Genomic DNA, 24,400 nt, shown 5'->3' on the forward strand with positions numbered 1-24,400 from the left:
AGAGGGCCACACACGGCCGTTGAGCGGCATTTCCCGACGAAACCCCGCTAGAATGGGAGTTCGTGATATCGATGTGGAGAATGCCCTCTGATGACGCCTGAATCCCCTGCTGACGAGACGGAATCCAACACCGGGGGCACCCCCGACCCCGTCGACGGGTCCGAGACCACGAGCAACACGATCTCCCCCAAGATCAAGCAGCCCGGCGAGTACGGCGCCGACTCGATCCAGATCCTCGAGGGCCTCGAGGCCGTGCGCAAGCGCCCCGGTATGTACATCGGCTCCACGGGTCCGCGCGGTCTGCACCACCTGGTCTACGAGATCGTCGACAACTCGGTCGATGAAGCACTCGCCGGTTATGCCGACACGATCCTCGTGACGATGCTCGCCGACGGCGGCGTCCGCGTGGTCGACAACGGTCGCGGCATCCCGGTCGACCCGCACTCCTCCGACCCGAACAAGTCGACGGTCGAGGTCGTGCTGACGATCCTGCACGCCGGTGGAAAGTTCGGCGGCGGCGCCTACGCCGTCTCCGGTGGTCTGCACGGCGTCGGCTCCTCTGTGGTGAACGCGCTGTCGACCCGGTTCGACGTGGAGGTCAAGCAGAAGGGCTTCGTCTGGCGGCACTCCTTCGCCGAGGGCGGCATCCCGCAGCAGAAGCTCGAGAAGGGCGAGGCGACCGACGAGACCGGAACCAGCATCACGTTCTGGCCCGATGCGTCGATCTTCACCGAATCGATCGACTTCGATTACGACACGCTGCGCACGCGCTTCCAGCAGATGGCGTTCCTCAACAAGGGACTGCGCATCGAGCTGCGGGACGAGCGCGAGTCCTCCGCCTACGAGGTGGAGGAAGACGGCTCGACCGTCACGAAGCAGCCCGGCGATGTGTTCTTCTACGAGCGCGGCCTCGTCGACTACGTCGAGTACCTCAACAAGGTGCGTCACGCCGAGGTCGTGAACGACGAGATCATCGCGTTCGAGTCCGAGGACACGCAGCGCAAGATCTCTCTCGAGATCGCGATGCAGTGGACCACCTCGTACACCGAGAACGTCTTCACCTACGCGAACACGATCAACACCCACGAGGGTGGAACGCACGAAGAGGGATTCCGTGCCGCCCTGACCACTCTGGTGAACAGATACGCCAGGGCGAACAACATCCTCAAGGAGAAGGACGACAACCTCTCCGGCGACGACGTGCGCGAGGGGCTGACGGCAGTCATCTCGATCAAGCTGGGCGAGCCGCAGTTCGAGGGTCAGACCAAGACCAAGCTCGGCAACACCGAGGCCAAGGCCTTCGTGCAGAAGGTTGTAGGCGACCAGCTCGGAGACTGGTTCGAGCGCAACCCGGTCCAGGCGAAGAACATCATCCGCAAGGCTCTCGATGCGGCGACCGCTCGCCTCGCCGCCCGCAAGGCCCGTGAGACCGCGCGCCGCAAGAGCGTGTTCGAGTCGGCAGCCATGCCCGACAAGCTCAAGGACTGCACGAGCAAGGATCCTTCGATCAGCGAGATCTTCCTCGTCGAGGGTGACTCGGCCGGTGGTTCCGCGGTGCAGGGTCGCGACCCGCACACGCAGGCGATCCTGGCTCTCCGAGGCAAGATCCTCAACGTCGAGCGCGCACGCCTCGACAAGGCTCTGGGCAACAAGGAAGTCCAGGCGATGATCCAGGCCTTCGGCACGGGTATCGGCGAAGAGTTCGACATCGAGAAGGCGCGCTATCACAAGATCGTGCTGATGGCGGATGCCGACGTCGACGGCCAGCACATCACCACGCTGCTGCTCACGCTGCTGTTCCGCTACATGCGTGGACTCATCGAGGCCGGTTTCGTATACCTCGCGATGCCGCCGCTGTATCGCCTGAAGTGGTCGAACTCCGCGCACGAGTACGTGTTCAGCGACGCCGAGCGCGACGCTCTGCTCAAGCACGGTCTCGACAACGGCAAGCGCATCCCGAAGGATGCCGGCATCCAGCGCTACAAGGGTCTCGGTGAGATGAACCCGAAGGAGCTGTGGGAGACGACGATGGATCACACCACGCGCACCCTGCAGCAGATCACCATCGAGGACGCCGCCGCCGCCGACGAGATCTTCAGCGTGCTGATGGGTGAAGACGTCGAGTCCCGACGCAGCTTCATCCAGCGCAACGCCAAGGACGTCCGCTTCCTCGACATCTGACGCCCCACGGGCTCAGACCAGATGTGTGACAGAGAGATTGATTGATGACTGACGAAGAACGCACCGAGCCGGAACACGACCACGGCAAGATCGACCAGGTCGACCTCCAGTTCGAGATGCAGCGCAGCTACCTCGACTACGCCATGGCGGTCATCGTCGGGCGTGCCCTCCCCGACGTGCGCGATGGCCTCAAGCCCGTGCACCGTCGTGTGATCTACGGCATGTACGACGGCGGGTTCCGCCCCGACAAGTCGTTCTCGAAGTGCGCCCGTGTGGTGGGCGAGGTCATGGGTCAGTACCACCCGCACGGCGACTCGGCGATCTACGACGCCCTCGTGCGACTGGTGCAGCCGTGGTCGCTGCGGTACCCGCTGGCTCTCGGCCAGGGCAACTTCGGCTCCCCCGGCAACATGGGGGCCGCGGCTCCGCGATACACCGAGACCAAGATGGCCCCGCTCGCGCTCGAGATGGTGCGCGACATCGAAGAGGACACGGTCGACTTCACCGACAACTACGACGGTCAGACCCAGGAGCCGACGGTCCTCCCGGCCCGCTTCCCGAACCTGCTCGTCAACGGATCGGTCGGCATCGCGGTCGGTATGGCCACGAACATCCCGCCGCACAACCTGCGTGAGGTCTCGGCCGCCGCGCTCTGGGCGCTCGACAACCCCGGGATCTCCCGTGAGGAGCTGCTCGACGGTCTGATCCAGCGCGTGCCCGGCCCGGACTTCCCGACCGGTGCGCAGATCCTCGGCACCAAGGGCATCCACGAGGCGTACCGCACCGGCCGCGGCTCGATCACGATGCGCGCCGTCGTCAACGTCGAAGAGATCCAGGGCCGCACCTGCCTCGTCATCACCGAGCTGCCCTACCAGGTCAACCCCGACAACGTCGCGGTGAAGATCGGCGACCTCGCCCGCGACGGCAAGATCACCGGCATCGCCGACATCCGCGACGAGTCGTCCGACCGCACGGGTCAGCGCCTGGTCGTCGTGCTCAAGCGCGACGCGGTCGCGAAGGTCGTGCTCAACAACCTCTACAAGCACACGCAGCTGCAGGAGAACTTCGGCGCGAACATGCTCGCGATCGTCGACGGCGTGCCGCGCACGCTCGCGATCGACGGTTTCATCACGCACTGGATCACCCACCAGATCGAGGTGATCGTCCGGCGCACGGAGTTCCGTCTGCGTGAGGCCGAGAAGCGCATGCACATCCTGCGCGGATACCTGAAGGCGCTCGACGCGCTCGACGAGGTCATCGCGCTCATCCGCCGGTCGCAGACCACGGCGGATGCGAACGAGGGACTCCAGAAGCTCCTCGATATCGACGAGATCCAGGCCGAGGCGATCCTGCAGATGCAGCTGCGCCGACTGGCTGCGCTCGAGCGTCAGAAGATCATCGACCAGGCGAACGAGCTCGAGGCTCAGATCACCGACTACAAGTCGATCCTCGCCGACGAGGGCCGCCAGCGCACCATCATCCGTGAAGAGCTGACAGGGATCGTCGACCGCTTCGGCGACGAGCGGCGCACGCACATCCTGCACGGCTTCGACGGCGACGTCTCGATGGAAGACCTCATCGCCGAGGAGGAGATGGTCGTCACCGTCACGCGCGAGGGCTACATCAAGCGCACGCGCAGCGACAACTACCGCTCCCAGCACCGCGGCGGCAAGGGCGTCAAGGGCGCGCAGCTTCGTGCGAACGACATCGTCGAGCACTTCTTCGTGACGACGACGCACCACTGGCTGCTGTTCTTCACCGACAAGGGTCGCGTCTATCGCGCGAAGACCTATGAGGTGCCGGAGGCCGGGCGCGACGCCAAGGGCATGCACGTCGCGAACCTGCTGGCGCTGCAGCCGGACGAGAGCATCGCCCAGGTGCTCGACATCCGCGACTACGAGGTCGCCGAGTACCTGGTGCTGGCCACGCGAGAGGGCCTGGTCAAGAAGACCCGCCTCGAGGCGTACGACACCAACCGCCAGGGCGGCGTCATCGCGATCCGTCTGAACGACGAGGACGAGCTGGTCAGTGCGCTCCTCGTGAACGCCGAGGACGACATCCTCCTCATCAGCCGTCGCGGCATGTCGGTGCGCTTCGAGGCGACCGACGAGGCGCTGCGTCCGATGGGGCGAGCCACAGCCGGTGTGCGGGGCATGAAGTTCAAGATCGACGAGGACTGCCTGCTGTCGGCGTCGGTCGCCGCCCCGGGGAAGTTCGTGTTCATCGTCACCGACGGCGGTTACGCGAAGCGCACCGCGGTCGAGGAATACCGGGTCCAGGGACGCGGGGGAACAGGCATCAAGGTCGCCAAGTTGAACGACGATCGGGGCACTCTCGCGGGTGGTCTGATCGTCGCCGAGGACGACGAGGTCTTGGTGGTTCTCTCCAGCGGCAAGGTGGTACGCTCTGCCGTGGCCGAGGTCCCTGCGAAGGGTCGAGACACCATGGGAGTGGTGTTCGCCCGGACGACGGAGGCCGACCGCATCCTCGCCATCGCCCGTAATGGCGAGCGTGGCCTCGCTGAAGACGAGGCGGATGCGGAGGATGCCGAGACCCAGGCACCTGAGACGACAGAGACCCCCGAGGATACAGACGCATGAGTACAGTGGCCGACAAGCTGGCGAAGAAGTCGACACGCAAGACCAGTGGCAAGCAGGTCCGCCTGCGTCTGGTCTACGTCGACTTCTGGTCGGCCGTGAAGCTCTCGTTCCTCGGAGCGGTCGCTCTCGCCGTGGTCACGATGGTGGCGTTCTTCCTGATCTTCCTGGTGCTCCAGGCGACCGGGATCATGAAGACCGCCGAGGGCTTCCTGCTCGGCATCACCGGCAACGAGTTCGTGCTGTCGGAGGTCGTCGGCCTGCCGCAGGTCATGGCGTTCGCCGCCGTCGTGGCGATTCTGAACCTGATCGTCTTCACGGTGCTCGGCGCCGTCGTCGCAGGCATCTACAACCTCGCAGTGAAGGTGACCGGCGGACTGCTCGTCGGTTTCATGTCGAACTGATCCTCGGTCTTCGAACCGGATTCACGAAGGGCGGATGCTGCGGCATCCGCCCTTCGTCGTCCTTCGGAACCCTCGGGATCAGACGACGCCGGTCGTTCCGAGGAGCGTGCCGATCAGCCAGGTCGCGGCGAGAGCGAGCGCCCCGCCGATGACCAGCCGGATCGATGCCCGCAGCGGGGGTGATCCGCCGATCCTGGCAGACACCGCGCCGGTGATCGCGAGGGCGATGAGCACGGCGACGAAGGTGACCGGAACACGCCATTCCGGCGGTGGCAGCAGGATGGCGAGCAGCGGGAGCAGCGCGCCGAGGGTGAAGGCGACCGCCGAGGAGATCGCCGCGTGCCACGGATTGACCAGGTCGTTCTGGTCGATGCCCAGTTCGACCTCCAGGTGGGCGGAGAGCGCATCGTGTGCGGTGAGCTCCTCGGCGACCCGACGCGCCGTCTCCTCGGAGAGGCCGCGGTCGCGATAGAGCCCGGTGAGTTCGGCGAGTTCCGCGGTCGGCATCGTGCGCAGCTCTTCCCTCTCCTTCGCGATCAGAGCGCGTTCGCTGTCGCGCTGGCTGCTCACCGACACGTACTCACCGAGCGCCATCGAGATCGCCCCGCCGACGAGTCCGGCGATCCCCGCGGTGAGGAGTGCCGCGTTGTCGGTCGTCGCGCCGGCCACGCCCACGACGAGCGAGGCGACCGAGACGATTCCGTCGTTCGCGCCGAGCACTCCGGCACGCAACCAGTTCAGTCGCTGGCCGAGACCTGCGCCGTGAGGTTCTCCTTCGTGGGCTGTCATGCAGCCAGTGAACCAGACACTGCGTTCGATGGGGCGGAAAGCACCCGCGTTCGTTTACGGAAAACCCGAAGCGCAGTGTCCGGTTGACTCGGTGTCGTGCGTGTCGGCCCCGCCGTACCTTGGAACCATGACCACTCAGACAGCGACCCCGGCTCCCGCAACGGCGGTGAAGCCGCCGTTGCGCATCTTCCTCACGATCCTGCATCTCGCAGGCGTCGGCGCGCTCGGCGGCGCCATCTTCGGCATGCTCGGCGGGCTTCTCGGCACCGGACTCGGACTCCTCTTCGTCGCCGGCATCGGCCTCGTGCTCCTCGTCGGCCTCGTGTACGCCCTGTACGGGCTCGGCTGGTTCGAGGTCGCCCGTGTCGGTGCCCTCTACCGTGCGCCCATCAGTCCGTTGCGACCGCAGCGGCGTGATCGCCCCGGATTCGGCGGCTGGCTGCGCTCCCTCGGACGCCAGGCGATCGACCCCCGCATGTGGCGCGCGGTCGCGAACTTCGCGATCTCGGCCGTGCTCGGCTTCATCGTGCTGCGGCTCGCCTGGAGCCTCGTATGGTCGATCATCATCTCCTTCGCCCCGCTCACGGCAGCGGACGCGGTGATGGGACCCTTCGGCGGCGGAGGCATCCCCGTCGCCTGGGCGCCGCTGGTCGGCATCCTCGGCATCGCGGCCTCGGTGGTCGGGATGATCGGGCTGGCCCTGCTGCACCGCACGCTCTCTCTGGCGATCGTGGTCCGCAGCAAGGAGACGGAGCTCACCGAACGCGTCCGCACCTCGACCGCACAGCGAGAGGGAGCGGTGCGTGCCGCCGACGTGGAGCGCACGCGCATCGAGCGCGACCTGCATGACGGCGTGCAGCCGCGGCTCGTCTCGGTCGGTATGACGCTCGGGCTCGCGCAGCAGAAGATCGACAGCGACCCGGAGACCGCGAAGGAACTCATCAACGAGGCGCACACCTCCACCAAGGCGGCCATCACCGAACTGCGGCAGCTCGCCCGCGGCATCCACGCCTCCGTGCTCGACGACCGCGGCCTCGACGCGGCGCTGTCGGCACTCGCCGGCCGGTCGCACATCCCCGTGCACCTCGATGTGCGCATGGACCCTTCGACAGGCTCAGGGACCCAGCGGCCTGGAAGAGAGGCCGAGGCCGCCGTGTACTTCTCGATCGCCGAGTCCCTGACCAACGCCGCGAAGCACTCGAGGGCCAGCGAGGCCCGCGTCATCGTGCGGCTCCGCGAGGGGAACACCCTCTGGGCGCGGGTGGAGGACAACGGCATCGGCGGCGCGCAGGTGCAGCCCGGTGGCGGCCTCGACGGCATCGCGAACCGCATCCTCGCCGCGGGCGGAACGTTCCGCCTCGACAGTCCGCAGGGCGGACCGACCAGCCTGGAGGTGAACGTCCCGTGCGCATCTTGATCTGCGAGGACTCGGTCCTGCTGCGAGAAGGTCTCGTCCGTCTGCTCGAGGACGCCGGCCACGAGGTGGTCGCCGCTCTCCCCGACACGCAGGGACTCGAGGAAGCCGTGCTGAACACGGCACCGGACCTCTGCATCCTGGATGTCCGGCTGCCTCCCACGTTCACGGATGAGGGCATCCGCGCCGCGCTCGGACTGCGGTCCACGCATCCGTCGCTCGCCATCCTCGTGCTCTCGCAGTATGTGGAGGAGCGCTACGCCTCCGATCTGATAGCGGCGCAGGGCGGTCCGCTCGGATACCTGCTCAAGGATCGGGTCGCCGACGTCTCGGAGTTCCTGGCTTCGGTGCAGCGCATCTCCGAGGGGGCCACGGTGCTCGACCCCGAAGTGGTGGCGCAGCTGCTGACGCGGCGCAACCGCGACGACAGGATGATGCGTCTCACGGAACGGGAGCGCACCGTGCTCGCGCTGATCGCGGAGGGCAAATCGAATCAGGCGATCGCCGGCCTCCTCTTCCTCTCGGAGGCCAGTGTCGAAAAGCACATCACCTCCATCTTCCAGAAGCTGGGCTTCGAGCAGGACGAGTCGGGCAACCGCCGCGTGCTCGCCGCCCTCGCCCACATCGAGAACACCGGTGGCCCGACGCCGCCGACCGGCCAGACAGGAGTGGCACGATGACCACCGACAACAACGTCGCCGCAGGCGAGCACACCCCGCTCACCCCGCCGCCCGCTTCGGCCCCGCACGCTTCCGCGCCGCAGACGCCGGCACCCCCGACACCCGCCCCGCATGCGGCTCCGACGGCACCCCCGCCCGGGGCCTCGGGCGGTCGCTCCTCGGGAACCACCGCGGTCATGGTCATCACGGCCGTGGTCGGCGGCATCGCCCTGCTCGGCTCCGGGGGAACCGCCGCCGCGGCCGCCGCCGGGAACATCATCTCGTCGAGCCGACCCGACTCGGTGCAGACCGTGGGCGTGGATGGCATCGAGGGGATCGACGTCGACGCCGACGCCAGCAGCATGCGCGTCGAGTTCGGCGATGTCGAGGAGGCGCAGCTCTCCATCACCAACGGCCGCGGCACCGCGTGGACTTTCGACCGCGACGGTGACGAACTGATCGTCCGGAGCCCTGACGGCGTGTTCGGCTGGTGGTTCGGCAACTGGTTCGGCGATGAGGAGATCGCCGTGCTCACCCTGCCGGAGAGCCTGCGCGGTGACGCGCTGGACGCAGACCTCGATCTGGACGCCGGCAGCCTGGATGTGGTGGGAGACTACGGAGTGCTCGACGTCCGGGTCAACGCCGGCGCCCTCGATGTCGAAGGATCGGCCGTCGAGCTCGACGCGGAGATGAACGCCGGTCGCGCCGACATCCTCCTCGACGGGGTCACCCGCGCCGACCTCGGCGTCTCCGCCGGCGACCTCACGGTCGAGCTGACCGGTACGGCGCCGACGCAGACCACGGTCGATGTGAGCGCCGGCACGCTCGATCTGACGGTGCCCGATGTCGAATACGCGATCACTCAGAACGTCAGCGCCGGCACCTTGAACGCCAAGGTCGACGAGGCCCCGAGTGCGCGGAGGACCATCGACGTGTCGCTCTCCGCGGGCACGGCGACCATCCGCCCGGGCCGCTGAACGTCGTCGAGGGGGAGGACTCTCCCGGGTCCTCCCCCTCGATTCGGATTTTCCGTGTTTCTCCGGTAAAGTCTTGGAGGTTGACGGGGCTATAGCTCAGGCGGTTAGAGCGCTTCACTGATAATGAAGAGGTCCCAGGTTCAAGTCCTGGTAGCCCCACCCTTTAACTCAAGAAATTCCCTCACGGGGCCTTAGCTCAGTTGGTAGAGCGCCTGCTTTGCAAGCAGGATGTCAGGAGTTCGAATCTCCTAGGCTCCACAGGATCGAGAAGCCCCTGGCACCTGCCGGGGGCTTCTTTCATTGGTCCACGTTTTCTGGCCATCAGCGCGCATCGCCGTCGGGGTTCGAGACCCGACCATAGGCACGGCAGATCTCCGCGAGGTAGGTCAGGGAACCGCTCTCGTCGCCCTCCGGCGACACCGAGGCCAGGGGCTCGACCCACTCGTTCCATCCGTGCTTCTCAGAACCGCCGTTGTTGACCTTGTCGAAGGCGTCTTGCTCGATGACATGGAGAAGTGAATCAGCCTGGGCACCGAAGGGTTCGTCGAGCGTCTCCGGAGGGTACCCGGCGCCGTCGAGGTAAGCGGACATCAGCGTGCGTGCAGTATTTGCCCACGGCTGAAGCTGCGCGGACGTCGACGGATCGTGGAACGCTCGTTCATGGATGAGCGTCAATTGCGAGACCATCATCACAGCGGATTCCCACACTTCCGCCTTCACGTCGGACCAGAAGAACCCGATCGCAGCCGAAAGGTAGTACCGGGCCTTGACGACCCATTCCGAAACGTGATCGTAGAGGTCTTCGGGGTGAACGACGACCCCGCGGCTGATGGGCAGCTTGAAGCTGTCGCCCTTGCTCTTGTCGACGTACTGCTTGACGACGAGAGGATCGAAGAAGCGGTAGTGAACGGCTGTGGGCTCGTGGGAGACGACGGCTATGACGAACGTCGGTGTTCCCGCTTGTGCACCGAGCTGCCACGCAGCCGCCGTCTCTCGCGTGATTGCAGGCAAGCTCGTCGTCCTCGTCGTCTTGACCTGCACATGCGCGGTCGAGCCCGACATCGACCAGGACTCATCATCCGCTTCGGGGACCCTGACGGGAAGTTGGACATGGAGGTCGAGACCGAAATCCATGAACGGCAGGAAGTTGACCGCGCATCCGGCCTTGACGAAGACCTCTGCCACGCGAAGCTCGCCGAGCTTTCCCTGCTGGTTGTTCCGGTCGTTTCTTGCCATCAGGGGTGCTCACTTTCGGGTTGGACCCGGACAGATGCCGGGCTCGTCTCGTCGTAGGTCTCCTCGATCGACGTGTAAGGCGACGTCGGGCGCGACGACCTCAGTCGACCGGACGCAGGTCCCGCAGGATCGTCGCGTGCCGGACGAGGAAGGTGCGCTCGTCGAGCTTCTTGCGCCGGAGCCAACCGGTCACCTCGGCGTTGTGCTTGCTGGCGTTGCAGGAGGCGCAGGCCGGGACGACGTTCTCGATCGTGTAGCGGCCACCGCGCGAGATGGGCTGGATGCAGTCGCGCTGCAACGCAGCCCCCTCACCGCCGCAGTAGGCGCATCCGCCCCAGGCATCCATGAGGTCATGCCATTGTGCGTCGGTGAGGTCGTTGTCGACGCGTGCGAGCCGATTCTTCCGCCGCTTGGCATAGCGGGCTCGGGTCGCCGGCGACGCGTTGGCGGACGAGACCTTGCGGGGGCGGCGCATGCGCTGATGTTACCGCTGGGTGACGACGCTGGAACTCAGGCCGAGCCGACCGCGGTCAGCTCGTGCGGCGCGACGTTCAGCCGCTCACCGCCGTCGGCCGTGACGATCACGATGTCCTCGATGCGTGCGCCCCATTCACCGGCGAAGTAGATGCCGGGCTCGATGCTGAACGCCATCCCCTCTCGCAGCACGAGGTCGTTGCCAGGCGCGATGTACGGCTCCTCGTGCACCGAGACGCCGATGCCATGGCCGGTGCGGTGCAGGAATGCCTCGCCGAGTCCCGCCTCGGCGAGCACACTGCGAGCTGCGGCATCCACCTCGGCGGCCGTGGCGCCAGGGCGCACCGCATCCACCGCGGCCTGCTGCGCCCGCACGAGAACCGCGATGCGCTCGGCCGCTTCGGGGTCGGGGCTGCCGACGACGTAGGTCCGCGTGCTGTCGGAGTTGTAGCCACTCGGCACCGCGCCGCCGATGTCGACCACGACGACGTCGCCCTCTTCGATCACCCGGTCCGAGACCTCGTGGTGCGGGTCGGCGCCGTTCGGGCCCGATCCGACGATCACGAACTCGACGGTGCGGTGGCCCTCCGCCACGATGGCCTCCGCGATGTCGGCGGCGACCGCGCGCTCCGTGCGCCCGGCCCGAAGCCACTCCGGCACGCGGCGATGCACCGCGTCGATCGCGTCTCCCGCTCGGCGGAGCTCGGCGATCTCCTCGGCGTCCTTGATCATGCGTCCTTCGCGGAGCACGGGTGTCGCCAGCTCGAGACGCACGTCGAGACGCTCGCCGATCGGGACGACGTGCAGTGCGGGCAGCGCATCCGAGACACCGACGCGGGAGACCTCCCCCGCGGCCGCGGTCACGAGCGCGTAGGGATCTTCGCCGTCGACCCAGTCGGCGACGGTCAGACCCAGCTCGCCGACCGCCGTGGTGCGCACCTTCGCGAGCTCCATCCGGGGAACCACGACCGTCGGAGCGATGTTGGGGCCGATCACCAGGGCGGTCAGCCGCTCGATCGTGTCGCCCTCGACGCCCAGTAGATACTGCAGGTCGGGTCCCGGCCCGACGATGATCGCATCCAGGCCCGATTCGGCGGCGAGGGATGCGGCACGGGCGAGACGGGCGGCGTACACGGAGGCGGGGAAGGGCAGTGTGCTCACGGGTTCCACGCTACTGCGCGGGTGCCCGCAGCGGCATGCGGGTTCTGTGATCGAGGGTCAGCGGCCGCGCACCGCGCGGGGAGGCACTCCATACTGGGCGCGGAACACGCGGCTGAAGTGCGCTGCATCGACAAACCCCGCGCCGATCGCGATCTCGGCGATGGAGCGCTGGGCCTGATACGGGTCGATCAGAGCGTCGTAGCACCGCTGCAGTCGCCGCCGTCGGATGACCGTGGACACCGAGGCGCCCTGCTCGCTGAACATCGAATGCAGGTGACGCACCGAGATGTAGTGCGCAGCCGCGATCTGCGAGGGAGACAGTTCGCTGTCGGCGAGGTGCACGTCGATGTAGGTGAGGATGTGCGTCAGCGTCGTGGAATGCGCGCTCACCGGGCCGTCGGTCGCGGCGAGGTTCGCCTCGAGCACCGTGCTGAGCATGTCGACGGCGGTTCGCAGCATCCGCCGGGCGACGCGGCTGTCGAGGTGGTGCGCACCTTCGGCCAGCGAGCCGAGGTAGGGGCCGACCATCGCGCCCAGCGCCCCACCGGCGTTGAGGCGGGTCGCGGTGATGCGGCTGGTGTCCTCCGTGGGGATGTCGAGGAGGACCTTCGGGAACATCACCACCGACATCTGCACGGCGTCGTCGAAGAGGAGGGAGTACGGGCGGTCGGTGTCGTAGAGGGCCATGTCACCGCTGCCGAGGGCGGTCTCGCGGCCGTCCTGCACGATCATGCCGCTGCCGCGCTCGATGCGGGAGAACTTGAAATACTGCTGCGGGGCACGGGAGATGAGCGAGGGGGTGCGGTGCACGCCATGCCCGTCGGCGTCGATCGCGAAGACGTGGATGTCTCCGGCAGCGGTGGCATCGATCGCGCCACGGAAGCGATCCTGCTCCGGCGCCGTCACGTCGAGCGCGACGACAGCGCGGGAAACCGCATGGCGATAGTCGAGGAACGACAGACTCTGCATCAGGGCTCACCTCACTGTGGCCGATCATATACGATGACGCATTTTAGCACTCGGTCGGTGTGCCCGCGTAGACAAGTGTTCTGCCCTCGCCGTCAATCGACGACGGCTCCCCCTGGCGAGTATGAGGACTGACCCGAGCATCGAAGGAGCTGTGCCATGGTGACGTCCCCTCCCACAACGTCGACGACGAGAACGGCCGAGCATCGGCGCCTCGGCGTCTTCGCGGTCGCTTTCATGATCATCGCGGCCTCCGCGCCGCTCACCGTTCTCGCCGGCGGAGTGACCAGCGCCTACGCGGTCACACACGTCGACGGCATCCCCTTCGGCTACATCGTGCTCGCGGTGGCACTCGCCGTGTTCGCGATCGGCTACGCCGCCATGAGCCGGTTCGTCACGAATGCCGGTGCGTTCTATGCGTACGTCGCGCAGGGAATCGGTCGCCCGACCGGCGTCGGGGCGTCGGTGCTCGCGTTCCTCTCTTACAACGCCATGCAGATCGGCATCTACGGGATGCTCGGCTTCCAGATCAGCTCGTTCATCGAGTCGAAGACCGGGTGGGCGAGTCCGTGGTGGGTGTGGGTGCTCCTCACGATCGTGCTGGTCGGTGTGCTCGGCGTCCACCGGGTCGATCTCTCGGCGAAAGTGTTGGGCGTGCTCGTCGCGCTGGAGTTCGTGGCGGTGATCGTGTTCGATCTGTTCGCCTTCGGGAACCCGGCTGAGGGATTCACGGCGGCACCCATCACCCCCGCGGCCCTGTTCGTTCCTGGAGTGGGAGCGGTCCTCGCGTTCGGCATCGCCGCGTTCATGGGCTTCGAGTCGGCAGCGATCTACGGCGAGGAGTCGAAGGATCCGAAGCGCACCATCCCGCGCGCGACATTCCTCGCTGTCTGCGTGTCCGGCATCTTCTACGCCATCTCCTCCTGGGCGCTCGCGCTCGCCGTCGGCCCGAGCAAGATCACCGACCCCGCGGGCATCTCGCCGGAAGAGGCCGGCCCTCCGCTGTTCTTCAACTTCGTCGCCGAGCACCTGGGCGTGATCTGGGTCGACGTGATGTCGATCCTCTTCATCACCAGCCTGTTCGCCGCCCTCGTCAGCTTCCACAACGCGGTCGCCCGGTATGCCTTCTCGCTCGGTCGCGAGGGTGTGCTGCCGCGGGTGCTGGGAACCGTCCGCATCACGAGCGGTGCACCGTGGGCAGGGTCGTTGCTGCAGTCCGCGATCGCGGTGGTCGTGATCATCGGCTTCGCGATCGGCGAGCAGGGCTGGAATCCCGAGAACGGCCCGTATCCGGTGATCACCCTCTTCACCTGGCTCACCAATCTCGGTGCCTTCGGGCTCGTGCTGCTCCTGGTGCTCGTCTCCGTCGCGGTGATCGGCTTCTTCCGACGCGACAGCCGAGAGGTGGGCGCCGGCAGCAGGCTGGTCGCACCGATCATCGCGTTCGTGGCGCTCGGGATCGTGTGGGTGCTGATCCTTCTGAACTGGGACGTGCTGCTCGGTCAGGCCGAGTCCACCCCGACGACCTTCATCCTCCCGGCTGTGCTGCTCGTGCCCTCGGCGCTGGCCGTGGTGTGGGCGCTGTGGCTGCGCAGGGCGCGGCCCGAGGTCTACCGCCAGATCGGCCACGGCACCGAGCTGCCGGAGGCATCACTCCTCGGTGAGCCAGTGGTCGACGCGACGAGAGGAAACCTGTGAGCGCCCCCGACACCAGGCTGACGTTCCGATATCTGTCCGAGCCGGACACGGTTGCGGCGGGCGTCACAGACATGAGTCTGTGCGTCGACGTGATGGAGGAGACCCTGCGCCTCGTCGACGCCGGTGACTACCGGATGGGTGGGCCGGACGGGAACTCCCACGGGTCGATGGTCACCTTCCCCACCGAGTCCCCTCACGACGGCATGCCCCTGGACGGTCCGCATCGACGGATGATGGCGATGCCGGCGTATCTCGGCGGCACCTTCCAGACGGCCGGATGCAAGTGGTACGGGTCGAACATGGCCAACCGCGAGAACGGTCTGCCGCGATCGATCCTGATGCTCACGCTGAGCGACAAGGACACCGGTGCACCCCTCGCACACATGTCGGCGAACCTGCTGAGCGCCTACCGCACCGGCGCCGTGCCGGGTGTCGGCGCGCGACACCTCGCGAACGCCGATGCCCGGAGCGTGGGCATCGTGGCCCCCGGCGTCATGAACCGGACGACGCTCGAAGCCTTCGTGGCCGTGCGCCCCGAGCTCGACACGCTGAAGGTCGCCGGCCGCAGCCGATCCGGTATCGACTCCTTCGTCGAGTGGGTCCGGCGCGAGTACCCGCAGTTCACGACGGTCACGGTCGTCGACAGCGTGGAGGATGCCGTGCGCGGCAGCGATCTGGTCACCATCGCCCCCACGACGGCGGCCGGGTCGGCGAACTACGTGCGCATCGAGAAGCAGTGGATCAAGCCCGGCGCGCTGGTGAGCCTGCCCGCCGACATCATGATCGACGACGAGCTGCTCCACGGTGCGCGCCACATCGCGGACTTCCGCGGCCTGTACGAGGCGTGGAGCGAAGAAGTGCCCCATCCCGCGCACGAGCACATCGGTCTCCACGGCATGTACCTGCTCGACCGCATCCGCTCCGGCGACGTGGGCGCGGAGACCCTCGAGAACCTGCCGGCGATCATGAGCGGCGAGGCCGAGGGCCGCCGGGGTGACGACGAGATCTTCCTGTACTCCGTCGGCGGGATGCCGGTGGAGGACGTCGCCTGGGGAACCGTCGTCTACCGGCGCGCGGTGGCCGAGGGCATCGGCACCGAGCTGCTGCTCTGGGACACGCCGGCTCTCGCATGACCGGCGTCCGTCTCGCATCGATCATTCGTCGGGAGTACCCATGAGTGCGCAGGTCAGGAAGCGGATCGTCATCGTCGGGCTGGGGGCGGTGGGTGCTCTCGCCGCGTGGCGCCTGTCGCAGCGCGATGATGTCGAGGTCGTCGGCGTCGAGCAGTACGGCAAGGTGCACGACAGGGGCTCGTATGCCGGGGAGTCCCGAGTGTTCCGCACTGCGTACCACGAGGGCGGGCGCTACGTGCCGATGCTCCAGGAGTCGCGGCGACTGTGGCGAGATCTCGAGCAGCAGTCCGGCCGGGAGCTCTACCTCGAGGTAGGGGCCCTGTCGATCGCCCAGCCCGACCGGGTCGAGATGCGCACGACCCTCGAGACCGCGCGCGAGTTCGACCTGCCCCACACGCTGTACGACACCGAGGAGCTGCGGCGCGCCCACCCGCAGCACAACGTGCGCGACGGCGACGTCGGGGTGCTCGACCACCACGGCGGCGGCATCCGTCCGGAGGTCTCGCTCCTGGCAGCACTCGACCTCGCCGAGGCCGCCGGCGCACAGCTGCACTTCCATACCCCGGTGCTCGCGATCGAGGAAGAGCCGGGAGGCGTGGTGGTGCGCACCCCGAACGAGGCGATCAGGGCCGACACCGTGATCCTCGCCTCCGGCTCCTGGTCCACCCGACTCGACGGTCGCCTGCGCGATCTGCTGCGGCTGCAGGTGCTGGGTCTGACCTGGTTCATGCCCACGGACATCGCCGACTTCCTTCCAGAGCGCTTCCCCGCGTTCCTGCGCGATGTCGGACCCGTGCACTTCTTCGGGGCGCCGAGCCTCGACGGCTACTCGATCAAGGCGAGCAGCAACCCGACCTGGCCGGTCGCCCGCGACGTCGACGAGGTTCCGCGGGAGTACACGCGACGCGAACTCGCGAAGATCGGGCAGCAGGCCAAGGAGTTCTTCCCCAGCCTGAACCCCGAACCGGTGCGGTCGAGTGTGCACCACTGCGCCTACACGCCCGATCGCACGCCGATCGTGGATGTGAGCGAGAGTGAGCGGGTCGTGACCGTGACCGGACTCTCCGGGCATGGCTTCAAGTTCGCGCCCGTGCTCGGGGAATGGGCGGCTCGGCTCGCCACCCAGCCGAGCGCATCCGACATCGACCCGCACTTCTCGCTGGGCGCCCACCTCGACCGCTTGGCGACCGTCGGTGCATACCGCGGCGGTGGACATTGATGGCTTCCGTGCGACGCCCTTCGGTCACGGACCGGCAAGCGCGCCGCGCGGGCAGTCAAACTCAGCTCGACCCGTGAGCACAGACTCGAACTGCGCGATGAACCTGTCGTGCATCCCATCGTGAGGAGACAGTGATGTCGGAGATCGCCCCGGTTCTGGATGAGGCCGCCCTGCTGGAGCGCGTCGGCGTCCCCGCGGGTCAGGGTCGCGAAGTGGTCGATGCGGCGACACGGGAGCCCATCGGTCGGGCACCCGTGCACACGGTCGAAGAACTCGACGCCGCGGTCGCGCGGGCGAAGGCGGCTCAGCCGGCGTGGGACGCGCTCGGCCATGCGGAGCGCAGTGCGCTCCTGAACCGCGTGGCCGATGCGATCGACGCGAACGCCGAGCCGCTCGCCCGCCTGCTGTCGCGGGAGCAGGGGAAACCGCTCAACGGCCCGAACGCCCGCTTCGAGGTGGGCGCGTGCTCCGCCTGGCTGCGCACCGCGGCCGCGACAGCCCTCGAGCCCGAGCTCGTGGTCGACGACGGCGACACGCATGCGGAGCTGCACTACCGCGCGATCGGCGTGGTGGGCGCGATCGGACCGTGGAACTGGCCGCTGATGATCGGCATCTGGCAGATCGCCCCGGCGCTGCGCATGGGGAACACGGTGGTCGTGAAGCCGAGCGGGTACACGACGCTGAGCGTGCTGGCGTTGATCGAGGTCATGAACGAGGTTCTCCCCCGCGACGTGCTGATCGGGGTCGCCGGAGACCGAGAGGTGGGAGCCCGGATCGCCTCGCACCCCGACATCGGCAAGGTCATGTTCACGGGCTCGACCGCGACCGGCCGCAGCATCGTCGAGAGCTCGGCGAAGAACCTCGCCAGGCTCACGCTCGAGCTGGGCGGCAACGATGCGGGGATCGTGCTGCCGGGCGTCGACGCGGCGGCCATCGCGCAGGACCTCTTCTGGGGCGCCTTCATCAACACGGGTCAGACCTGCGCCGCACTCAAGCGCCTCTATGTGCATGACTCGGTCTACGACGAGGTCGTCGACGCGCTGGCGGATGTCGCGCGGCAGACGCCGATGGGCAACGGTCTGGATGAGCAGAACGTGCTCGGTCCGCTGCAGAACCGTGCGCAGTTCGAGATCGTGCGCGACCTGGTCGATGACGCGGCGCGAGTTGGCGGCCGTATCGTCACGGGCGGCGCACCCGCGACCGAGCTCGGCGAGCTCTTCTATCCGGTCACCCTCGTCGCGGACGTGACCGACGGGGTCGCGCTCGTAGACGAGGAGCAGTTCGGTCCCGCGCTGCCCATCATCCGGTACACCGATGTGGACGACGCGATCGCCAGCGCCAACGGACTCGACGTCGGCCTCGGAGCGTCGGTCTGGGGTGAGCGCGACGAGGCCCGCAAGGTCGCCGCGCGCATCCAGGCCGGAACGGTGTGGATCAACTCGCACGGCGGCGTGCACCCGATGATCCCGTTCGGAGGCCACAAGTCGTCCGGCTACGGCCTCGAGTTCGGCGTCGAAGGGTTGAAGTCGGTCGCCGTGCCGCAGGTCATCAACGGCTGAGTGAGAGGGTGCGCGGCGCCAGGCCGCGCACCCTCTCAGCACCGGAAGGTCAGCTGATCGCGAGGCGGATGCGCTCGGCGAGGAACTCCAGGTCGGCCTTGGTGAGATCCGTGACTGCGTAGGCGGTCGGCCAGACGTTGCCGTCGTCGAGGTTCGAGATGGGCTCGAAACCGAACGTGCCGTACCGCACCTTGAACTTGCTCGCCGGCTGGAAGAAGCAGAGCACCTTGCCATCCCGACCCCACGCAGGCATCCCGTAGTACGTGCGGGGTACGAGTTCCGGGGCGACCTCGGACACGAGGGCGTGCAGCTTGTTCGACAGAGCCTGGTCTTCGGTGGTCAGCTTCTCGATCGCCTCCTTGATGTCGGCCTCCCCCGCGGCGCGCAGCTCCTCGGGTGACTTCTTCGCGCGCGAGCGTCGGGTGCGGGCCTCCTTCGCGGCGGCCTGCATGGCCTCGCGTTCTTCGGCGCTGAAGTTCTTCTCTTTCTCGGCCATGATCGGTCCTCTCGAAGTGCTTCCGGTGTGGGATTCACACTACGGAGGTCGATCCTCCGTGTGCTTCTCGATTCGTGATCGATCCCTGAAGCCGCCCCGGCTGCCAGACTGGCGCCATGACGACAGTCTTCACCGGCCGCATCCGTCCGCTCTCGCCGAGCGCAGACGCCGAAGCGGAGGCGATGGCCGTCGACGACGGCACGATCGTGGCCGTCGGGGCAGCGGACGAGCTTCGCCACCGTTTCCCGGACGCGGAGACCATAGCCCTCGACGGATGGGTCATGCCCGGGCTGATCGAGCCGCACGGGCATCCGGGCTTCTCCGCGATCCTGCTGTCCGATCTCGTGGTCGACCTGCGTCCCGTCATGATCCCCGACGCGGAAGGCGTCCTCGGGGCGCTCCGAGCGGCGGTCGAGGATGCCGGTGGCGAAGCGATCTTCGCGAACGGGTGGGATGCGCTGCTGCAGCGCGGACTCCCCGACCCCGACATCCGCTTCCTCGACGAGCTCGCCGGCAGCGTGCCCCTCGTCGTCATCCACAACTCTGGTCACTCGGTGTACTTCAACACTGCGGCCGCGCTCGCCGCGGGCCTCGATCGGGACACCCCCGATCCGGTCGGCGCATCGTTCGGTCGCGACGCCGCGGGGGAGCTCACGGGGGTCGCCCTCGAGGCCGCCGCGGTCGAGCAGGTCGTGGCGCCGATGCTCGCGAAGGCGAAGCAGCATCTCCCCCGGATCCTCCCCGCGCATCTGCACGACCTCGCATCCCGTGGCATCACCACCGTGTCGGACCTGTCGTGGAACCCCGAGCTGAACCCGCTCATCGACGCTCTCCGTGCGCAGGGCGCGATGCCGGTACGGCTGCGGTGGTACGAGATGTCCCGCCCCGGCGGTGTCGCCGCCCCGCGCAGCGATGACGATCCCGTGTTCCGTCAGACAGGCGTGAAGACCTGGTCCGACGGTTCTCCGTGGGTGGGCAACATCGCCACATCCTTCCCCTACCTCGACACGGCGGCGACCCGCTCGCTCGGGCTCGAACCGCATCACATCGGGCGGGCGAACTACACCGCCGAGCAGCTGCGGACGATCGCAGAGCCCTATGCCGCCGCCGGCTGGCAGCTCGCCTGTCATGTGCACGGAGACCTCGCGATCGACGCGACGCTCGACGTGTACGAGCAGCTCGTCCGGCAGCACGAGCTCACCGACCACCGTTTCCGGTTGGAGCACTGCGGGGCCATGACGCCGGCGCAGTTCGAGCGAGCAGCCTCTCTCGGCGTGACCGTCAGTCTCTTCGTCGACCACATCACGTACTGGGGAGAGGTGCTGGTCGACGACCTCTTCGGTCCGGAGCGCGGCGGTGCCTGGGCCGATGCCGGAGCAGCCTTCGCCACCGGTCACCGGGCGACCTTCCACAACGACGGATGGGTCACCCCCAACGAGCCCTTCCGGAACATGGCCGTCGCCGAGACCCGCACCACGCGCAACGGATACCGGATGCCGGGCGGAACCCCGGTCTCGCGCGAGCAGGCCCTTCTCGCGCACACCGTGAACGCGGCGTGGCAACTGTTCAGCGACCATGAGGTCGGCGCCCTCGCCCCCGGACTCCTGGCCGACTTCATCGTCGTCGACCGCGATCCCCTCACGGTCTCGGCCGAAGACCTCGCCGAGACGCAGGTGATGGCGACCTATGTGAGCGGCACCAGGGTCGCCTGACACACGGTCATCGGCGGTCTGCGCCGCCGGATAGTGTGTGATCCATGGACCTGCGTGTCGCGGCGTACGCGGTCGTCACCGATGACGACGGGCGTCTGCTGCTTGCGCGCTGGACCGAGGGCCGCCGCGTGGCGTGGACAATGCCCGGCGGGGGACTCGAGCCCGGTGAATCGCCCGAGGATGCGGTGCGCCGCGAGCTCCGTGAGGAGACCGGCTACACCGTGAAGGTGGGCGAGCTCCTCGGCATCCACTCCCGGGTCATCCCTGCGGGACGCCGCGTGCAGAAGGCCGCGGATCCGCTGCACACGCTGCGCATCGTCTATCGGGCAGAGGTCACGGGCGGCAAGCTGCGCTTCGAGACCGGAGGTTCGACCGACATGGCCGAGTGGTTCCCTCTGAAGGCCGTGGCCGAGCTGCAGCGCGTCAAGCTCGTCGACATCGCGATGCGGATGGCCGGCCTTCTCTGACCTCAGCGCTCCTCGGGAACCGAGATGTCGGCGACCGTCGCTCCATAGGCGGCGATGAGGTCGTCCGCGTCGACGAAGAGGCTGTAACCGTGGGCACCCGCGCCCATCGCGATGCGCTGACCGACGATCGACTCGTCGGCGTAGATCGGCCAGTCCGTCGTGCTGCCGATGGGGACGATGGTGCCCCGCTCGTAGCCGGTCGCCTGGAGTGCGAGTTCGGGCTCGGGGAGGCGCAGCTTGTTCACGCCGACCAGTGCGCGCAGCTTCGGCCAGGAGATCGAGCGTCCGCCGGGCACGAGGGCGAACAGGAAGGTGTCGTCCGAACGCTTCACGACGAGCGTCTTCACGATGCCGGACGGCGGGATGCCGAGCAGCTCGGCCGCCTCGAACAGGCTGTCGGCCGCGGGGCGCTCGCGGATCTCGATGTCGAGACCGCGAGCAGCGGCCGCGTCTCGTACCCGCGCATGCCGATCGCCTCCGTCACCAGAGGCGACGGAGGCGGGATCAGACGGGGTCACGCGTCGGGCGCGGCGAGCGGGTCGTCCGCGACCCAGAGCTCATCGTCGGCACGCAGCGCCTGCCATGCGGCGTAGAGCACGCCCACGGCAGCAGCAGCACCGAGGATGATCGCGATGACCGAACCGAGGCCGGGGCCGGACTTCTGCTTCTTGCCGAAGTCGCCGCGACGAGCGGGTGCTGCCACGCCGTGACGCTTGGCGTTCGCGACATCCCAGGCGGTGAGAGCCGAACCGACGACTCCACCCACGATCGGGACGACCTTGTCGTCGACGACGTGCTTGCCGATCTTCACGCCACGGTCGACGACCGGGGCGACACGGCGGTTGTACGTGTCCTGGATGACGGGGACGACCTGCTCGCGATTGATGTTTCCGAGCTGACGTCCGGCCTCGCGGGCGACATCGGCGGCGTGACCGACGAGCACCTGCTGGTTCTCCCAGAGCTGGTTCGCGTCGTTCTGAAGACGACGCAGTTCCTTCTTCCGCTTGCGGCTGAGGCTCACGATGCTCTCCTGTCCATTGGAGTACGGGTTCCCCATCTTGCCACGAGAGGCTGGATACCGGGCGGGAATCGCCCGGCCCTTGCGCCGCTGACGGATCCGCGGTACACCGGGCGAACTCACCGAAAGCTCTGCGAGAATGAGGGCATGGCTCACGCTTCCCACGTCGCAACCCTGCACACCAACCACGGTGACATCGTCATCAACCTCTTCGGCGATCACGCACCGAAGACGGTCAAGAACTTCGTCGGTCTCGCCGACGGCACCCAGGAGTGGACCGATCCCGCCACCGGCAAGCCGGGCGAGGGTCCCCTCTACAAGGACGTCATCTTCCACCGCATCATCCCGAACTTCATGATCCAGGGCGGCGACCCGCTCGGACAGGGCGTCGGCGGCCCCGGCTACAACTTCGACGACGAGATCAACATGGAGCTCGACTTCAACAAGCCGTACATCCTCGCGATGGCGAACGCCGGCCTCCGCCGCAACGCCATCACCGGCAAGCCCGAGGGCACCAACGGCTCGCAGTTCTTCATCACCACCGACCCGACTCCGTGGCTGCAGGGCAAGCACACCATCTTCGGCGAGGTCGCCGATGACGCCTCCCGCGCTGTCGTCGACAAGATCGGTGCGGTTCCGACCGGCGGCGGCGACCGTCCGATCGAGCCCGTCGTGCTGCAGTCGATCGACATCGTCGCGGCCTGACGACAGCTGCGGCCGATCCGGATGACCACGCCTGAGTTCACGAGCAATCGCGACAACTTCTGCTACCGGCATCCGGATCGGCAGAGCTTCGTGCTCTGCCAGCGGTGCATGCGCACCATCTGCCCCGAGTGCCAGACCCAGGCGCCCGTCGGCGTCATCTGCCCGGAGTGCATGAACGCCGAGCGCAAGAACCGCACCCCCGCGCAGAAGAAGGCCCAGCGCCGGTGGGGTGCTCGCAGCGGCGGGACCATGGCGATCGCCCGCGGCGGCAAGCCGATCGTCACGTACGTGCTGCTCGCCGTCACGTCGTTCATCGGCCTGGTGCAGCTGATACCCGGGATGAACGGGCCGATCACGCAGGCGCTCGCCTTCTACGCGCCCTATCTCTATCCGAACCTCTTCGGCGCGGGCTTCGAGCCCTGGCGCCTCCTCTCCGTGCTGTTCGTGCACGGCGGGTTCATCCACCTCGCGCTGAACATGCTCGCCCTGTGGATGCTGGGACAGAGCCTCGAGCCGATGCTCGGTCGCGCCCGCTTCCTGGCCCTCTATCTGATCAGCGGCCTCGGCGGATCGGTGGCGGTCGCTCTCCTCGCACCCCTGGACCCGACGGTCGGCGCATCCGGTGCGATCTTCGGAATGCTGGCCTCACTGCTGATCATCGGCCGCCACATCGGCGCGAACGTGACCGGCATCCTCGTGATCCTCGGCATCAACTTCGCCTTTGGCTTCTTCGCCGGCGGCATCTCCTGGCAGGCGCATCTGGGTGGCGCCATCGTCGGCGCCCTGGTCGCCCTCATCTACACCAAGACGAGGCGTCGAGACCAGCGCACCTGGCAGATCGTCCTGCTCTCCGCACTCGTCGTTCTGTTGATCGTCATCGTCGCCTTCATCCCGCCGCTGATCCTTTTGTCCTGATCCCGAGTTGTTAACAGGGTTGTTAACCCCTGTGAATAACACCGGTGTAATTCTCCCCAGGCTGTGGAGAGCCTTGTGGATAACTTTCGCTCGGTTCGTCTTGTGGGTCGGGCGCGGGGTCGTTCCCTTCGCTCGCAGAGCGGGTCCCTCCCGCTTCGCGGGGCCCTCCCGATGCTCGCTCCGGGAACAACCCCGCGCCCTTGCCTGGAGCCATAGCTCGCTCTGAGCATGCGAAAGGCCCCTCGCTGCGCGAGGGGCCTTTCGAGAAGGAGTGGCGTCAGCGCCAGCGGGTGGTCATCAGGAAGCCGATCAGGGCGATGCCGAGGCCGATCGCGAGGTTCCAGTTGTCGAGACCCGGGATCGGGAACTGCATGCCCGAGATGTAGAAGACCAGGATCCACGCGAGGCCGAGGAGCATGAAGCCGATCATCACCGGCTTGAACCACACGGCGTTGGGAGCGGCGTCGCCTTCGGCGCGCTCGACAGCGGGTTCTTCGGTGTTACGGTCTCGTGCCATGCCGTCATTGTACCCATGAGACCTGTCATCCGACGAGGCGGCGATCGCAACGGACGAGCGGGGATGGCGGGCATCCGTTCAGCGTCCCGGGATATGATCGCGC

Annotated in this window: 23 protein-coding genes and 2 tRNA genes; 16 read left to right on the plus strand and 9 right to left on the minus strand. The window is 67.5% G+C overall.

Features of this window, described 5'->3' with window-relative positions; all coding sequences use genetic code 11:
- The first annotated feature begins 90 nt into the window (after positions 1-90).
- Genes gyrB through ACWGO6_RS08710 form a run of 3 tightly spaced genes read left to right on the plus strand, consistent with a single transcriptional unit; the run spans position 91 to position 5,182 of the window.
- Positions 91-2,181 (plus strand): DNA topoisomerase (ATP-hydrolyzing) subunit B, encoded by a 2,091-nt coding sequence (gene gyrB, locus ACWGO6_RS08700; RefSeq protein WP_452326470.1) that lies wholly within the window; start codon positions 91-93, stop codon positions 2,179-2,181.
- 44 nt (positions 2,182-2,225) lie between these two features.
- A complete protein-coding gene (gene gyrA, locus ACWGO6_RS08705) occupies positions 2,226-4,781 on the plus strand; it encodes a DNA gyrase subunit A (protein WP_136042564.1) in 2,556 nt (851 codons plus the stop codon).
- The gene (locus ACWGO6_RS08710) at positions 4,778-5,182 is read left to right on the plus strand and encodes a DUF3566 domain-containing protein (protein WP_029264201.1); all 405 of its coding nucleotides are present in this window, start codon (positions 4,778-4,780) and stop codon (positions 5,180-5,182) included. Before gyrA ends, ACWGO6_RS08710 begins: the two co-directional genes overlap by 4 nt.
- A gap of 78 nt (positions 5,183-5,260) precedes the next feature.
- Here ACWGO6_RS08710 and ACWGO6_RS08715 read toward each other — a convergent pair whose 3' ends face one another.
- Positions 5,261-5,971 (minus strand): VIT1/CCC1 transporter family protein, encoded by a 711-nt coding sequence (locus tag ACWGO6_RS08715; protein ID WP_452326471.1) that lies wholly within the window; start codon positions 5,969-5,971, stop codon positions 5,261-5,263.
- A gap of 127 nt (positions 5,972-6,098) precedes the next feature.
- On the opposite strand from ACWGO6_RS08715, the gene ACWGO6_RS08720 reads away from it, so the two are divergent.
- The 5 genes from ACWGO6_RS08720 to ACWGO6_RS08740 all read left to right on the plus strand — a co-directional run bounded on the left by ACWGO6_RS08720 (position 6,099) and on the right by ACWGO6_RS08740 (position 9,279).
- The gene (locus ACWGO6_RS08720; protein WP_452326472.1) at positions 6,099-7,388 is read left to right on the plus strand and encodes a histidine kinase; all 1,290 of its coding nucleotides are present in this window, start codon (positions 6,099-6,101) and stop codon (positions 7,386-7,388) included.
- Entirely contained in the window at positions 7,376-8,065 is a 690-nt protein-coding gene (locus ACWGO6_RS08725) for a LuxR C-terminal-related transcriptional regulator (protein ID WP_452326473.1), read from the plus strand. Before ACWGO6_RS08720 ends, ACWGO6_RS08725 begins: the two co-directional genes overlap by 13 nt.
- Complete coding sequence (locus tag ACWGO6_RS08730; protein ID WP_452326474.1) at positions 8,062-9,021, plus strand: hypothetical protein; 960 nt, start codon at positions 8,062-8,064, stop codon at positions 9,019-9,021. Before ACWGO6_RS08725 ends, ACWGO6_RS08730 begins: the two co-directional genes overlap by 4 nt.
- A gap of 85 nt (positions 9,022-9,106) precedes the next feature.
- Positions 9,107-9,180 (plus strand) — tRNA-Ile (locus ACWGO6_RS08735).
- A gap of 26 nt (positions 9,181-9,206) precedes the next feature.
- Positions 9,207-9,279: transfer RNA gene (locus tag ACWGO6_RS08740), tRNA-Ala, on the plus strand.
- Positions 9,280-9,342: 63 nt separating this feature from the next.
- Here ACWGO6_RS08740 and ACWGO6_RS08745 read toward each other — a convergent pair.
- The 4 genes from ACWGO6_RS08745 to ACWGO6_RS08760 all read right to left on the minus strand — a co-directional run bounded on the left by ACWGO6_RS08745 (position 9,343) and on the right by ACWGO6_RS08760 (position 12,861).
- Positions 9,343-10,257, minus strand: a complete 915-nt coding sequence (locus tag ACWGO6_RS08745; protein ID WP_452326475.1) for a hypothetical protein — start codon at positions 10,255-10,257, stop codon at positions 9,343-9,345.
- A 100-nt stretch (positions 10,258-10,357) separates the two neighbouring features.
- Positions 10,358-10,732, minus strand: a complete 375-nt coding sequence (locus ACWGO6_RS08750; RefSeq protein WP_376101741.1) for an HNH endonuclease — start codon at positions 10,730-10,732, stop codon at positions 10,358-10,360.
- 35 nt (positions 10,733-10,767) lie between these two features.
- Positions 10,768-11,892 (minus strand): M24 family metallopeptidase, encoded by a 1,125-nt coding sequence (locus tag ACWGO6_RS08755; protein WP_452326476.1) that lies wholly within the window; start codon positions 11,890-11,892, stop codon positions 10,768-10,770.
- A gap of 57 nt (positions 11,893-11,949) precedes the next feature.
- Positions 11,950-12,861 carry an AraC-like ligand-binding domain-containing protein gene (locus ACWGO6_RS08760; protein WP_452326477.1) on the minus strand — a complete coding sequence of 304 codons (912 nt, stop codon included), beginning with the start codon at positions 12,859-12,861 and terminating at the stop codon, positions 11,950-11,952.
- Positions 12,862-13,017: 156 nt separating this feature from the next.
- On the opposite strand from ACWGO6_RS08760, the gene ACWGO6_RS08765 reads away from it, so the two are divergent.
- The 4 genes from ACWGO6_RS08765 to ACWGO6_RS08780 all read left to right on the plus strand — a co-directional run bounded on the left by ACWGO6_RS08765 (position 13,018) and on the right by ACWGO6_RS08780 (position 18,467).
- The gene (locus ACWGO6_RS08765) at positions 13,018-14,556 is read left to right on the plus strand and encodes an APC family permease (protein ID WP_452326478.1); all 1,539 of its coding nucleotides are present in this window, start codon (positions 13,018-13,020) and stop codon (positions 14,554-14,556) included.
- Positions 14,553-15,689, plus strand: coding sequence for a tyramine oxidase subunit B (locus ACWGO6_RS08770; protein WP_452326479.1), 1,137 nt, complete (start codon positions 14,553-14,555; stop codon positions 15,687-15,689). Before ACWGO6_RS08765 ends, ACWGO6_RS08770 begins: the two co-directional genes overlap by 4 nt.
- 40 nt (positions 15,690-15,729) lie before the next feature.
- Positions 15,730-16,908 carry an N-methyl-L-tryptophan oxidase gene (gene solA / locus ACWGO6_RS08775; RefSeq protein WP_452326480.1) on the plus strand — a complete coding sequence of 393 codons (1,179 nt, stop codon included), beginning with the start codon at positions 15,730-15,732 and terminating at the stop codon, positions 16,906-16,908.
- 134 nt (positions 16,909-17,042) lie between these two features.
- Complete coding sequence (locus ACWGO6_RS08780; RefSeq protein WP_452326481.1) at positions 17,043-18,467, plus strand: aldehyde dehydrogenase family protein; 1,425 nt, start codon at positions 17,043-17,045, stop codon at positions 18,465-18,467.
- Positions 18,468-18,516: 49 nt separating this feature from the next.
- Here the strand turns inward: ACWGO6_RS08780 and ACWGO6_RS08785 are convergent, their stop codons facing one another.
- Positions 18,517-18,963 carry a DUF1801 domain-containing protein gene (locus ACWGO6_RS08785; protein ID WP_136042574.1) on the minus strand — a complete coding sequence of 149 codons (447 nt, stop codon included), beginning with the start codon at positions 18,961-18,963 and terminating at the stop codon, positions 18,517-18,519.
- 116 nt (positions 18,964-19,079) lie between these two features.
- Between ACWGO6_RS08785 and ACWGO6_RS08790 the strand changes: the two genes are divergently transcribed.
- On the plus strand, positions 19,080-20,675 hold the full coding sequence (locus ACWGO6_RS08790; protein ID WP_452326482.1) for an amidohydrolase: 1,596 nt from the start codon (positions 19,080-19,082) through the stop codon (positions 20,673-20,675).
- 44 nt (positions 20,676-20,719) lie between these two features.
- Complete coding sequence (locus tag ACWGO6_RS08795) at positions 20,720-21,142, plus strand: NUDIX hydrolase (RefSeq protein ID WP_136042575.1); 423 nt, start codon at positions 20,720-20,722, stop codon at positions 21,140-21,142.
- A gap of 2 nt (positions 21,143-21,144) precedes the next feature.
- On the opposite strand, the gene ACWGO6_RS08800 is transcribed toward ACWGO6_RS08795, so the two are convergent.
- Positions 21,145-21,660, minus strand: a complete 516-nt coding sequence (locus ACWGO6_RS08800; RefSeq protein ID WP_452326483.1) for an aminoacyl-tRNA deacylase — start codon at positions 21,658-21,660, stop codon at positions 21,145-21,147.
- On the minus strand, positions 21,657-22,163 hold the full coding sequence (locus ACWGO6_RS08805; protein ID WP_136042576.1) for a DNA helicase: 507 nt from the start codon (positions 22,161-22,163) through the stop codon (positions 21,657-21,659). Before ACWGO6_RS08805 ends, ACWGO6_RS08800 begins: the two co-directional genes overlap by 4 nt.
- A 144-nt stretch (positions 22,164-22,307) precedes the next feature.
- On the opposite strand from ACWGO6_RS08805, the gene ACWGO6_RS08810 reads away from it, so the two are divergent.
- A complete protein-coding gene (locus ACWGO6_RS08810) occupies positions 22,308-22,865 on the plus strand; it encodes a peptidylprolyl isomerase (protein ID WP_136042577.1) in 558 nt (185 codons plus the stop codon).
- Between the two features lie 21 nt (positions 22,866-22,886).
- Positions 22,887-23,780: a rhomboid family intramembrane serine protease gene (locus ACWGO6_RS08815; protein ID WP_136042578.1), complete on the plus strand. Its 894-nt coding sequence runs from the start codon at positions 22,887-22,889 to the stop codon at positions 23,778-23,780.
- 277 nt (positions 23,781-24,057) lie between these two features.
- On the opposite strand, the gene ACWGO6_RS08820 is transcribed toward ACWGO6_RS08815, so the two are convergent.
- Entirely contained in the window at positions 24,058-24,297 is a 240-nt protein-coding gene (locus tag ACWGO6_RS08820; RefSeq protein ID WP_136042579.1) for a cell division protein CrgA, read from the minus strand.
- Between the last annotated feature and the right edge of the window lie 103 nt (positions 24,298-24,400).

The sequence above is a fragment of the Microbacterium sp. NPDC055665 genome, from assembly GCF_053618035.1.

Excerpts from the sequence above, each read along its gene's own strand:
- ACWGO6_RS08730 (WP_452326474.1), top strand. The coding sequence starts at position 8,062 with ATGACCACCGACAACAACGTCGCCGCAGGCGAGCACACCCCGCTCACC.
- ACWGO6_RS08765 (WP_452326478.1), top strand. The coding sequence starts at position 13,018 with ATGGTGACGTCCCCTCCCACAACGTCGACGACGAGAACGGCCGAGCAT.
- ACWGO6_RS08790 (WP_452326482.1), top strand. The coding sequence starts at position 19,080 with ATGACGACAGTCTTCACCGGCCGCATCCGTCCGCTCTCGCCGAGCGCA.
- ACWGO6_RS08780 (WP_452326481.1), top strand. The coding sequence starts at position 17,043 with ATGTCGGAGATCGCCCCGGTTCTGGATGAGGCCGCCCTGCTGGAGCGC.
- ACWGO6_RS08820 (WP_136042579.1), bottom strand. The coding sequence starts at position 24,297 with ATGGCACGAGACCGTAACACCGAAGAACCCGCTGTCGAGCGCGCCGAA.
- ACWGO6_RS08720 (WP_452326472.1), top strand. The coding sequence starts at position 6,099 with ATGACCACTCAGACAGCGACCCCGGCTCCCGCAACGGCGGTGAAGCCG.
- ACWGO6_RS08810 (WP_136042577.1), top strand. The coding sequence starts at position 22,308 with ATGGCTCACGCTTCCCACGTCGCAACCCTGCACACCAACCACGGTGAC.
- ACWGO6_RS08745 (WP_452326475.1), bottom strand. The coding sequence starts at position 10,257 with ATGGCAAGAAACGACCGGAACAACCAGCAGGGAAAGCTCGGCGAGCTT.
- ACWGO6_RS08750 (WP_376101741.1), bottom strand. The coding sequence starts at position 10,732 with ATGCGCCGCCCCCGCAAGGTCTCGTCCGCCAACGCGTCGCCGGCGACC.
- ACWGO6_RS08795 (WP_136042575.1), top strand. The coding sequence starts at position 20,720 with ATGGACCTGCGTGTCGCGGCGTACGCGGTCGTCACCGATGACGACGGG.
- ACWGO6_RS08785 (WP_136042574.1), bottom strand. The coding sequence starts at position 18,963 with ATGGCCGAGAAAGAGAAGAACTTCAGCGCCGAAGAACGCGAGGCCATG.
- solA (WP_452326480.1), top strand. The coding sequence starts at position 15,730 with ATGAGTGCGCAGGTCAGGAAGCGGATCGTCATCGTCGGGCTGGGGGCG.
- gyrA (WP_136042564.1), top strand. The coding sequence starts at position 2,226 with ATGACTGACGAAGAACGCACCGAGCCGGAACACGACCACGGCAAGATC.
- ACWGO6_RS08760 (WP_452326477.1), bottom strand. The coding sequence starts at position 12,861 with ATGCAGAGTCTGTCGTTCCTCGACTATCGCCATGCGGTTTCCCGCGCT.
- ACWGO6_RS08715 (WP_452326471.1), bottom strand. The coding sequence starts at position 5,971 with ATGACAGCCCACGAAGGAGAACCTCACGGCGCAGGTCTCGGCCAGCGA.
- gyrB (WP_452326470.1), top strand. The coding sequence starts at position 91 with ATGACGCCTGAATCCCCTGCTGACGAGACGGAATCCAACACCGGGGGC.
- ACWGO6_RS08815 (WP_136042578.1), top strand. The coding sequence starts at position 22,887 with ATGACCACGCCTGAGTTCACGAGCAATCGCGACAACTTCTGCTACCGG.
- ACWGO6_RS08710 (WP_029264201.1), top strand. The coding sequence starts at position 4,778 with ATGAGTACAGTGGCCGACAAGCTGGCGAAGAAGTCGACACGCAAGACC.